Raw genomic sequence first — 11,398 nt, 5'->3', positions numbered from 1 at the left:
AGCCCTCCTCTTGCTTCTTGATCTACCAACTATTTTTGCACCTTGGGTTCATGAAACACCACAACCATAATGTTATGAAAAACTTGGCTTTGCCAAGCCTCTGGCGCAGGTAAAGCCTTAGTTGCACTAATGCAGATGAGAATTTTTATACATTCTTATCTGTCAAAAGGAAGCCATCTCTCATCAAACCAAAGGTGGCTTCCTTTTTTTCTTACCAAAAGTGCCTTGACACAAGTTTTTTAAACCATCCCATTTTCTCTGCCTCCGCTTGCCAAATAGGAGTAGTTAACCCACATCATTTCCTCAATCCCAAGTATTTCCTTGAACAAGTCAACAGAGTCATACAATAGGCTACTTCCTGTCTCAACGTCCGTTTCTGCCAGTAAACTGCTATCTAATAAGGAGTGAAGTTGCTGCACCTGTTTTGCGGACAAAAACGTTCGAAATGCCTGTGGTTTACAGCGTAACAACCCTTTTTCAACTTCCTGACGATATTGATGGGTATGTGTGATACTATCGGCAATTTCTTCATATTCTCGTCTCAGCTTTTCGTCTTCATGATGTTCGTCAAACATAATCAATGTAGGGTATCTTCGTTTCATTTCCGCTTCAGCTAGCTCTACATCAAGGGTATAACTAATTGTAGCTGAAGAAACTTCATATCCCCCCTCGAACAGTCTGAATCCCCATCCACTATCCTCTGCATCATGAAACCAGAGTAGGCTGATTCCTTTTTTGGACAGAGCTAGTAAGCTATATAATGTTTCGGCCATTTCCACCCACTCGTCTTCGAGAAAAAATACATTCCAGTCCTCATTGAGTCGTTTATGAAAATATGGTTGTGTCAATGCCTGCAAATAAGTTATCATCTTGTTTTCGTATCGTATTGGATACAATACCCCGGTAGTAAACTCACTCATTTGAATTCCCACCGCTTTCTTCTTTTCTGGCGTAATAGCTAAGCATGCATCATACTATCGTCGCAAACTTTGCTTTCTTTATGTTTATTCATGTGGTACACAATCTTGAACGGCAAAACCGCTTTTTTCTATAAGTTCGTTGTATCACCTAGTTTGGACGTATGTAGTGGAGTATGTACAGCCCCAGTAGGAAGTAACTCCGAGCGAAACAGAATGATTTCCTCTACTTTCCAAGATGGATGATATTCAGGTAAGAAACGATGTGACCAATCTGCAAGTGGCAAGCTTGCCTGTTCTTTTGTCTCGGGTCCGCGAGCTAACGTGATGTGGGGATGGTACGATCTTTTGTCAATCATGATCTCTTGATGACGTTCTAACCTTTTTCCAAGTAATAAATGGAGCTGCTGCATCACTTCCTGATTACCCTTTAGTCCAATCCATAAAACTCGGGGATTCCCTTTTTCAGGGAAAACACCAAATCTGCCAAGACTAAGGGTAAATGGTTTGATAATGGAACAAACCATTTCCATATCTCTTATTATCTCAGGAAGCAAGCCTTCATCAATTTCGCCTAAAAAATGAAGCGTGATATGCAAATTTTTCGTAGGTTGCCAGCGATCCGCTCGCAGTACTTGTTTGACTTGCTCCTGGGCTTGATTGACACACGTGATAACATTTTGCGGTACCGTAAAAGCTATAAAGAGGCGCAATTACGTTCATCCCTTTCCCTTCAAAGTATGCGAAGAAAAAGACCCCTCTTTTCTGAGTGGTCTTCGGATTTAATATGGAATATCTAACATGTTGTCAAGCTGCCGGAATTCGTCCTGTTATCATAACCAACATATAACGGATGTATGCTAGCAACAGATTTTGCTTCGGCTGATACTGAAAATGGATAGCTAGATCTACCTGACGAGTCTCTTCCAGCGATGCGGCATTCCAATGTAACTCTGCCTCATAATTAAAATATTGGTCAATCAATTCTTTCAGCGAAGTTACATCTCGATTCTGATTACAAGAAAGAGAAAACCTCATCATGATAGGGATTAACTGTCCATTCCTTGTACATGAAGTCATGATTGATGGTTTACTTTTCAACGAAATAACTCCCTCGGAATCCCACAATGTATAATGAGCCTGACAGTCGTTTTCTTCCATTCCCAATTGTCCTACATGCTGTAAGCCGCCTTCCAATCGCAAGGAAAACTGCTTCGCAATCTGCTCTACTTCGGTTTGCATTTCTAAAAAAGTGTTAGACGCAAGAGAACCTGTTGAATGATTACCTTCACTCACATGCTACACCCCCGATTCATTTCTACCTAATTTCGAACCGAGGCTTGTCACATCCTTTGTTGAAAAACGTCTAGTTGTCGCTACTTTCTGACAAATGGATCGGGTAACCCGTCCCAATTACTCAGAAAAAGTCGAGAAAAGTGTATAGCCGAGGTATCATCCAACTCCAGATGAAGAAGCTGTTCTCCCTCTTTTCGAAAAATAGGAAATGCTCCCTCGCGAAGAGGAGTCCCTTCTCTTACTCCTAAAAACGAGGACAGACGCTTGAAATAAGCAAGAAATGGATCATCTTCATTCCGAATTCCTCCTGCTTGAAGAGAAGGGGTTATATAAACAGCAACCTCATTTTCATCACCTTTTACCCAGATGGTATAAGATTTATCCCTAGCTTCACCTATCGGATGACATCTTGCAGCTTCTAATGCCTGATGTAGTGTCTCCATTAAGCTTTCTTCTGCACGCTCTCCTTGATCACTTACATGCTTCCTGTAATCAATCAGATATGCTTGTCCAGGCAAAATGAAGAGGTCATCATGCAACCCATGCGCATAAACGGATGGAGTGGCAATACGTTCTTCAGGAAGAGCCTGATTGATGGGGTGAGAAAATTCTTCTCTCTCATGCAACTCTTGAATGAAGTCAAATACACCCGCGCTCTCCTCTGCCGTTATCATCACTTGTTCCGTAAAAATATGGAGTAGCTCTCCATACTCCACCGCCAAGAAAAAGATATTTGTCGTATCTTGGCCAAGTAGTTGATGTAACCACTCTTGCTCCCAATCTCGCTCTACAGTAAATGAAAGAGGGAACCCCAAAGGGGAGTGCGGATCTGATTTGGTCCAAACTATCAGCAACAGCTCCCGCCCATGTAAACGAAATTCAACCGTACTAACCCCATCCACTGATTCACTAAAAGAGTTGATATCATCAAAGATCAGATATAGCTCCGCCTGTCCGACCTCATTCAGTCTGCCAAAGCAAGGTAAGCCCTCTTCTCGTACAACGCGATGCAATTCTCGAAATCGTGTCGTAGATAAAGAATCTCCTGTCGTGGTCATATCTGGTGACGGTCCTGCAAAGCGTACGATCGTACTTCTATTTTCTTCTACCATGACTATCTCCCCCGGTTGAACTCCCTGATCATCGACCACTCGCTTGTTTGACGCAGGATGTCCCGATCTGTTGAGTCAATATGAACTGGAGTTAAAGTAATGAACCCTGCCTTTAACAGACGGAAATCTTCATTTTCTCCGTGTAAATCAATCTGTTCGGCATAAGCACGTCGTAGCCAAAAGCCCGCTTCCTCTTGATGATAGACATCCTGATAAAAATCAAAAGCTAACTCAGCTGGGGCAATGCCTCTTACTTCCGACATTGGTAAATCAGGAATATTTACATTCCAGAATACCTGCTTGGGCATCTCCTTCTTTTTAGCCATCTCAATAAAATGCTTGAGAAGGGGTTGAATTACATTCTTTGCCTCTCCATAGCTATCTGGATCATGATAGTTATCATACGACAAGGCAACCGATGGCATCCCTAAAATAACCGCTTCTCTGGCAGCACTGCATGTTCCTGAGTAATATACATCTTTTCCTAAATTACATCCCACATTAATGCCGGATAACACTAGATCCGGCCGATTTTCCTTATCAAACAGTAGATAATATGCTGCTTTTACGCAGTCAGCCGGATTTCCATTTATCCCATAAGCTTGTACAGGCAATCCGTAAAAATCATGTCGCTTCGGAGATAGGGCTTCTCGAAAAGTTACACCGTGGCCAACACCGCTTTTTTCCTCATTAGGTGCTACAACATAAACTTCAATGTCTGGTATCATCAGTAGTGCTTCAGCTAAGACACGAATACCTAGTGCATCCACTCCATCGTCATTAGTTAGCAGAATTCGCTGCATAAGCCACCAATCTCCTTTTCACTATATTTACCATTTTAATTGTAACAAACATAGATGGCAGTTTCACCTTGAAGCGGTAATAACACGAGGAAGAAAAAATCCCGATACATAACTCTCGCTACATAACGGGTCCAGGAGAATAATTCTATTTTCATACGGTGTCACGAGTTACCAAAGCAAGAGGAGCATCATTTAGCTCTATTCCGCTCGTTAAGACATTATATTCATTTGGATAGAAATTAACCCACTTATCCTTACACATTATAAGTTGGCAATCCGACTCACCCGACTCCTGCGTCCTCTTTTTCGTTTTGCAATCTGCAAGGCATACAATCCAGAAATGTGAGCCGCAGCCATAGAGGTCCCATTCAGCACCTTATATCCACGATTCCCCCATGTAGATTTTATCTCTACTCCGGGCGCAACTGTATTCATTCCTTTTCCTCTTGAACTGAAGTCAGCCAATCTTGCTTCCTGATTAATGGCGCCCACCGCAGTTACTTCTTTATAAGCGCCAGGATACTCCAGCGCACCTCCGCTATTTCCTGCTGAGGCAACTAATACAATGCCTGCTCTCTTTGCGGCACGTATCGCCTGGTGCAAGGCATGGTGATACTCTGGTGTGCCAAAACTCATATTAATTATGTCTACGTCCTGCTCAATCGCCCAATTTATTCCCTCAATGATATCGCTCATATTTGCTGTCCCTTCAGCTCCAAATGCTTGCACATCATACAATTCAACCTCAGGAGCAATTCCTACAATTCCACTATCGTTATAAACAGCTGCAATCGTACCAGCCACATGCGTTCCATGTCCGCTTGACTGCCGTCCTGATCCGCTCTCCTTGTTGATAATCTTCTGTGCTTTGACGCGACCTTTTAAATCGGGATGGCTTGATGAGATACCAGTATCAATTACGGCAACTTTGACACCCGCCCCTTTTGTCACATCCCATAATGCAGGCGCCCCCATATGTTCTACACCCCAGGGAATTTCCTGGCTATGCAACATCACTTTTACCTGTTCCGATACCAAATATCCTGCACGTCCCATTAATTTGCTGAATGCATCCAATTCTTCATCCTTAATGAAAAAACATCCGACCGAATTACATTGGATGAGAGAAGTCATGGCAAAATTCTCATTTGCTAGGATTCGGGTACAGATTTCGTAACCTCGTGTTTTCGGAAATGTAATGATTTTATACACAAAAGCCCCTCCATGGATATCAAGTAGATGACATATCCTATGCAAGGACTTCCCTGATGGCTAATTTTTCTTTGTCTTCACTAAAACTCTGGTGATTCTTAGATGATCTACCTCTGCTACTTCAAATTCGTGCTTTCCTTCCTTTACCTTCATTCCAACTGCAGGGGTTTGATTGGTCTTCGTACAAATCCAGCCCGCAATCGTATCTACCTCGTCGGAGTAAAGGGATGTATGCAAATAGGCATTCACCTCACTAAGCAAAAGACGCCCGTCCAGCGAAATGATATCCTCTTCTTCCTCATGAACCTGCTCGATTTCTGGCCTTTCATTGTCGAACTCATCCTGAATGTCGCCTACTATTTCTTCAATGATATCTTCTAAGGTGATCAGTCCTGCCGTTCCCCCGTATTCATCAATTAGCACAGCAACCTGATGACGTTTTTTTTGCATCATGCCAAACAGGTTATCAATCGACAGGGTCTCCGGCACGAGAAGAGCAGGACGAACAATACTTTCCAGGCTACGATCCTGTTTGTTTGCCTGCAGGGCATATGTAAGAATATCCTTGATATGCAGTATTCCAACTATATGGTCCTTATCACCATTGATAACCGGGTAACGGGTATGGGTGCCTTCACTTACAATGTCTAAATTTTTTTGAAAATCATCACTAATATCAAGTACCATCATATCAGGACGAGGAACCATAATCTCTCTGGCAGTTGTCTCTGAAAAATCAAAGATATTTTCAACAAACATCATTTCAGTCTGGTCGATTAGACCGCTTTTATGGCTCTCATTAACCAAAATACGTATTTCTTCCTCTGTGTGAGCTGCCACATGCTCCGAAATAGCCTCTATCCCGAATATGCCCAATACCTTAAAAGCAGCACCATTAAGAACTTTAATGAAAGGATACATAATAATATAGAAAAATTCCATGGGACGTGCGACAAACATAGAAACCTGCTCAGGACGTTGTATGGCAAGCGATTTGGGCGCCAATTCTCCAAGTACAATATGTAAGAATGTGATTATCAGAAAACCAATAACAATAGAAATCGTACTTACCACTGAATCAGGTAAATCAACATAAGCAAAAAAAGGTTGAATCAAATGGGAAAGAGCAGGTTCACCCACCCATCCAAGACCAAGCGAGGCTAATGTTATACCAAGCTGTGTTGCCGAAAGATACGCGTCCAACTGATGCAACAGCTTGTCTACACGCTTCGCTTTCAGACTACCTTCTGTTATCAACTGTGTGATTCGTGATTCACGTACTTTTACCAATGCAAATTCGGTCGCAACAAAAAATCCGTTTAAGAAGACTAAAAAAATGACAAAGAGCAATTTTGCACTTGTCACCACAAAGCTGTCTGCTTCCACAAAATGCCCTCCTCAATGTTTTTTTCTAGTGTATCCGTTTCGCCCTCATCTAAGCGTTATACGTTTTGCTCTCTTTTTCCATTTTCAGTATAAGTATGCTACGATGAGCATATGAAGATCACGATGAGGTGAGTCTCTTTGTCTTATAATCTCCAACTACCTCTGATCGTCCAAAGCGACCGTAGCATCTTACTGGAAGTAGAGCATCCTTTGTTTGCGGAAGCACGCCAGGCGATTAGTGGCTTTGCCGAATTGATTAAAAGTCCGGAATACATACATACGTATCGTTTAACTCCATTGTCATTATGGAATGCTGCTGCGAGTCAGCTTACAGCTGATCACGTCATTACGGTTCTTGCGAGCTACAGTAAATACGAACTGCCCCCATCCGTTGTTCAGCATATTAAACAAGCCTTTTCCAAGTATGGTTTAATCCAGCTTCACACGCATGAAGATGGGCTGATTATCACCAGCGAAGATCCTCTCGTTCTTGATGAACTACTTCAGTACAAATCACTTTCATTCTATATAGAAGAGCGGATTTCACCTGGACGCTATCGCCTTACTCCCTATTCTCGCGGGATGATTAAGCAAGCGCTCATTAAACTGGGCTATCCTGTGCAAGATTTAGCTGGTTATATACCAGGGGAACCGTGCGAGATTACACTAGCTTCTGCAACTAAAGAGGGGCATGCATTTTCCTTGCGAGATTATCAGGAAGCTGCTGTTTCAGCTTTTTATGCGGATGGGTCTGATTATGGTGGCAGTGGAGTCCTATGTCTTCCCTGCGGGGCAGGAAAAACAATTATTGGAATTGGTACAATGGCAGAGTTTCAAACGGCCACGCTTATTCTGACTACCAGCACCACATCCGTGCATCAATGGATGAACGAAATTTTAAATAAGACAAGTTTGTCATCTGACATGGTTGGCGAATATACAGGACTACAAAAAGAGGTTAAACCCGTTACGGTGACGACCTATCAAATGATTACGGCCAATCGCCAGGGTGGAGACGAGGAGTTTCCACATATGAAGCTGTTTACGGAGCGAAATTGGGGATTGATTATTTACGATGAAGTTCATATGTTGCCTGCTCCCGTCTTTAAGATGACTTCCAGCATTCAAGCGAAAAGACGCCTTGGTCTCACAGCAACACTGGTCAGAGAAGACGGTAAAGAGGACGAGGTCTTTTCACTGATTGGTCCCAAGCGTTATGAAATGCCATGGAAAGCTTTAGAAGCGGAAGGATGGATTGCTTGCGCAACATGTTGGGAAGTACGTCTTCCTCTTCCCCCTGGACATCGGGAGGCTTATGCATTCTCCAGTTCTCGAGAAAAATATCGCATCGCTGCACTTAATCCTGTAAAGCTGGATATGATTCGTAACTTGCTAACAAAGCATGCGCACGATCAGGTACTCATTATTGGCCAATATGTGGACCAGCTGGAAAAAGTGGCAAAAGCCCTGCATCTCCCTCTCATCACCGGAAAAACAAAAGAAGAAGATCGAAAGTTCTACTATGACCAATTTCGGAAGAAGGAGATTGATAAGCTAGTCATTTCCAAGGTTGCTAATTTTGCAGTAGATTTGCCTGACGCAAATGTCGCAATTCAAATTTCCGGAACATTTGGTTCCAGACAGGAAGAAGCACAGCGATTGGGTCGAATATTGCGCCCGAAAGCGACGAATCAAGCTTATTTTTATACATTAGTAACTCGTGACAGCAGAGAGCAGGAATTTGCTTCGAAACGGCAAATGTTTCTGTTAGAGCAGGGATATCGATATGAAGTAGTCGAAGCTTCTGAGTTGTTATAGATTGCTTCCTACTTTTGTAACCCATTATGCATGTAAAAAATGATAAAATAACAACATCAATTTTACTGAAACGTTTTAAAAATAATCTCGTCAGATGAAATGAAGGGAGGCAACACTTCGATGCAAACCGACAGCGAAATTATTCATCAGGTCTTGCAAGGGGACGTCGAGGCTTTTCGAGATATCATCCAAAAATACCAACATATGATTTATGTGTTCATTTATAAAATGGTTAACAATAAATCGGACGCAGAGGATCTAACACAAGAGGTATTTGTCAAAGCATATGAAAAGCTCTCTACCTATCGGGGTGATAGCCAGCTATCTACTTGGCTTCATACATTGGCCCGCAACCGTACCATTGATTTCCTACGGCGCCGGAAATTTCATGAGACGGATGAGCATTTGGCCTACGTTCCTTCAAATGCTAAAGATGAGTTGCCACAGGAATCACTTCTGCGAAAAGAACAAAAGAAGACCATCGCAGAAGCATTCTCGCAACTCTCTGATTCTTATAGAGAAATAATTATACTTCGCTGTACGAACGAATATCCCTTCGATAAAATTGCTGTTATGTTAGGTGTAGCAGAGTCAACAGCGCGAGTTCGCTATTTACGGGCACGGCAAGAATTTGCCAAAGTACTAACTAAGATGGAAGGAGGACTCGTACATGAACTGCCATGAATTCAGAGCCCAATGGGATGATAATACTGACAACGAAATTCTTTCACATATCGAAACATGTGAGGAATGCATGGCATGGCTTGAGCAGGCTTGGGCTAACAGTGAGGAGGCATTGTTTATGCAAGAGAACCCTCACCCTTCCGCTGAACTAGAAAACAATATCATGAACCAAATTTATGCGCTTCCTTCTGATAAAGATATAACTCCACTTGCTGCTGCTCGAGAAGCGAAAGAAGCTACGGTCGAGACAAAACGCAAGAAACGTTTTTCTTTATTCGCATATCCATTAGTGGGCGCTGCTGGTGTATTACTTGTTGTAGGATTAGTTGGCGTACAGGCTTTAAACGGTGGATTATTTACGTTTGGGGGAGAGAAAAGTGCTTCCCAGGTTAATGCGGAGTTGCAACAAGCAGATAACAGCCCTGCTCCATCAGCTTTTCAATCTCCGACCACGGAACCAGCAGATAGAGATCAACCAGCTTCTCCAGATGCGCCTGTTTCTAACCAGATTGCTGTTCTTCCGACACAGGATACAGATAAAAATTCTGTGGCAAAGAATGATAAAGCAAGTCCTGGATCTACCATGAAAAGGTCAGAAACACACGCACTACAAGAAAAAGATACAGCGCAGAATAAGAAAGCACAACAGCCGGCAGAACCAAAACAATCAGCGGAAACAAAGAATCCTACCGACTCTACGGTAGCTGTAGGTCCACAACTGCCTGCTAATCAGAGCACCGCAGTAACAGAGCCAGCAACAGTTCCAGATACCCCTAGTATCGCGGCTGGAGCGGATCAACCTACTGCAAATCAATCTTCTTCGGAACAGGAGGCAGCTCTATCTAATAGATTGGGGCTTACCTCCCTTCCGATCGAAGAAAATAATACAGCTACAGCCAAGATCGCTCCAGATACAGAAGCAGGAAAAGAAACCCAACAAACGTTTTCAGCCTTCACTTCAGAAGCCCTTGCTTCTCAAGCTTCTGACATGCCAATAGCCAAAATTACAGCTGGAGATTATAAACTCCAGACTCTAAACGTGAATTATGAGTCGGAAACAAGTAAGCATGTTATCTCCCAAAACGCTAACTACTCTGGAAGTTCAGGGCTAGTCAAATTAGAAGTCCAACGAAACGAAGAACAACGTGCTCTGTCAATCCCAGGAACGTTTACAAATGCACCTCAGATTTTTAACATTGGACCTGACAAAGCGATCGGTGTAACGTTTGAAGGTAATACCGAACATGCCGTCCACTTTATGACGACAAAATCTGGTCAGCCACTTTATATCATGATCACCGGTAAAGGTATGTCACTGCAACAGTTGATGGATATGGCTAAAAGTATTCAATGGTCGTAATTATAGTAATGGAATGCTGCCCGAAGGGTAGTATTAATATGGAGTGAGTGGATAGGTGGAAGAAGCATGTTTGTCGGCTACCTTCCTCTTGAAGTCTACGAAGATGATTCACTGTTCGCTTCACAAACAAGCCCAGGGAAAACGGGAAAAGAGGCCAAGCAAGAGGTGGCTTCTTTTTCCGTTTTTTATTCCTTGGTCTTGTTTGTGAAGCTAGGTGGACTTCAAATGGAATCGCCGACAAACATGCTTCTTCGCGAACTGTTCCCTTCTCTCAGGGGTTAGAGGAGATGGTAGCTTACGGTCTTTCTACTTCCCCCAAACTATATCAAGGTATATTTGGCAATTCAGTTTGCGAAAGTTGAGTTATGAAAGATAAAAGGTTCCCTTAAAACGCATCGTGAGAATCAAGTGCTAACAATGACCGTTAAGCCCCAAACAGGTGATGCTGGGCATTGAACAAAACAAAGTTTTTATTTTAGAACGCTATCCCTTCCTAAACAATAGTAACTAAATACATGGAGATTTTATAATTATTTGAATAGCCGTTGCAAATATAATAAATGTAACGGTTTACTTAGAACGAATGGTAAAATAATACATAGGAAAGAAAAACATAATTTTGGAGAAGATGACTACGATGTACTTCAAGGAAATACTGATAATATCGCTTATGATGGTCAGTACATTTGGTTCACAGCACCAGGCACATATACATTAATGGTAAAAGGAACATTCCAAAATTTCTATTATACATTTACTGTAACAAAATAATTTATTACCGAAACCCCTTACTAAGGGGTTTCAATAATT

11 protein-coding genes are annotated in these 11,398 nt (G+C 42.4%); 4 read left to right on the top strand and 7 right to left on the bottom strand.

The annotated features are described in order from the left end of the window. Positions 1 to 239 precede the first annotated feature (239 nt). From LM917_RS14585 to LM917_RS14555, 7 genes are all read right to left on the bottom strand, one after another. Positions 240 to 920 carry a hypothetical protein gene (locus LM917_RS14585; RefSeq protein WP_232698262.1) on the bottom strand — a complete coding sequence of 227 codons (681 nt, stop codon included), beginning with the start codon at positions 918 to 920 and terminating at the stop codon, positions 240 to 242. Positions 921 to 1,048: 128 nt separating this feature from the next. Next, positions 1,049 to 1,630, bottom strand: a complete 582-nt coding sequence (gene thpR, locus LM917_RS14580; RefSeq protein ID WP_232698261.1) for an RNA 2',3'-cyclic phosphodiesterase — start codon at positions 1,628 to 1,630, stop codon at positions 1,049 to 1,051. A 94-nt stretch (positions 1,631 to 1,724) separates the two neighbouring features. Continuing rightward, positions 1,725 to 2,213 (bottom strand): hypothetical protein, encoded by a 489-nt coding sequence (locus tag LM917_RS14575; protein ID WP_232698260.1) that lies wholly within the window; start codon positions 2,211 to 2,213, stop codon positions 1,725 to 1,727. An 80-nt stretch (positions 2,214 to 2,293) separates the two neighbouring features. Beyond that, entirely contained in the window at positions 2,294 to 3,325 is a 1,032-nt protein-coding gene (locus LM917_RS14570) for a hypothetical protein (protein ID WP_232698259.1), read from the bottom strand. A 2-nt stretch (positions 3,326 to 3,327) separates the two neighbouring features. Then, complete coding sequence (surE, locus tag LM917_RS14565; protein ID WP_232698258.1) at positions 3,328 to 4,128, bottom strand: 5'/3'-nucleotidase SurE; 801 nt, start codon at positions 4,126 to 4,128, stop codon at positions 3,328 to 3,330. A 261-nt stretch (positions 4,129 to 4,389) separates the two neighbouring features. Continuing rightward, positions 4,390 to 5,340, bottom strand: a complete 951-nt coding sequence (locus LM917_RS14560) for a S8 family peptidase (protein ID WP_232698257.1) — start codon at positions 5,338 to 5,340, stop codon at positions 4,390 to 4,392. 60 nt (positions 5,341 to 5,400) lie between these two features. Next, positions 5,401 to 6,726: a hemolysin family protein gene (locus LM917_RS14555; RefSeq protein WP_232698256.1), complete on the bottom strand. Its 1,326-nt coding sequence runs from the start codon at positions 6,724 to 6,726 to the stop codon at positions 5,401 to 5,403. A 138-nt stretch (positions 6,727 to 6,864) separates the two neighbouring features. Here LM917_RS14555 and LM917_RS14550 point away from each other — a divergent pair, with 138 nt between their 5' ends. The 4 genes from LM917_RS14550 (at position 6,865) to LM917_RS14535 (ending at position 10,870) form a co-directional block, all read left to right on the top strand. Then, positions 6,865 to 8,544 (top strand): DNA repair helicase XPB, encoded by a 1,680-nt coding sequence (locus tag LM917_RS14550; RefSeq protein WP_232698255.1) that lies wholly within the window; start codon positions 6,865 to 6,867, stop codon positions 8,542 to 8,544. A gap of 120 nt (positions 8,545 to 8,664) precedes the next feature. Beyond that, on the top strand, positions 8,665 to 9,228 hold the full coding sequence (locus tag LM917_RS14545; RefSeq protein ID WP_232698254.1) for an RNA polymerase sigma factor: 564 nt from the start codon (positions 8,665 to 8,667) through the stop codon (positions 9,226 to 9,228). Continuing rightward, entirely contained in the window at positions 9,215 to 10,588 is a 1,374-nt protein-coding gene (locus LM917_RS14540) for a hypothetical protein (protein WP_232698253.1), read from the top strand. Before LM917_RS14545 ends, LM917_RS14540 begins: the two co-directional genes overlap by 14 nt. Before the next feature lie 66 nt (positions 10,589 to 10,654). Beyond that, positions 10,655 to 10,870 (top strand): hypothetical protein, encoded by a 216-nt coding sequence (locus LM917_RS14535; protein ID WP_232698252.1) that lies wholly within the window; start codon positions 10,655 to 10,657, stop codon positions 10,868 to 10,870. Positions 10,871 to 11,398 lie beyond the last annotated feature (528 nt).

Source organism: Brevibacillus daliensis (assembly GCF_021245735.1).
GTDB classification, from domain to species: domain Bacteria; phylum Bacillota; class Bacilli; order Brevibacillales; family Brevibacillaceae; genus Brevibacillus_B; species Brevibacillus_B daliensis.
Note: the sequence above shows the minus strand (reverse complement) of the source record. Positions and strands in the feature narration are given on the sequence as shown.

What these genes read in the sequence shown, in the direction of transcription:
- LM917_RS14585 (WP_232698262.1), bottom strand. Translation starts at nt 920, where the DNA reads ATGAGTGAGTTTACTACCGGGGTATTGTATCCAATACGATACGAAAAC.
- LM917_RS14570 (WP_232698259.1), bottom strand. Translation starts at nt 3,325, where the DNA reads ATGGTAGAAGAAAATAGAAGTACGATCGTACGCTTTGCAGGACCGTCA.
- surE (WP_232698258.1), bottom strand. Translation starts at nt 4,128, where the DNA reads ATGCAGCGAATTCTGCTAACTAATGACGATGGAGTGGATGCACTAGGT.
- LM917_RS14545 (WP_232698254.1), top strand. Translation starts at nt 8,665, where the DNA reads ATGCAAACCGACAGCGAAATTATTCATCAGGTCTTGCAAGGGGACGTC.
- LM917_RS14540 (WP_232698253.1), top strand. Translation starts at nt 9,215, where the DNA reads ATGAACTGCCATGAATTCAGAGCCCAATGGGATGATAATACTGACAAC.
- LM917_RS14535 (WP_232698252.1), top strand. Translation starts at nt 10,655, where the DNA reads ATGTTTGTCGGCTACCTTCCTCTTGAAGTCTACGAAGATGATTCACTG.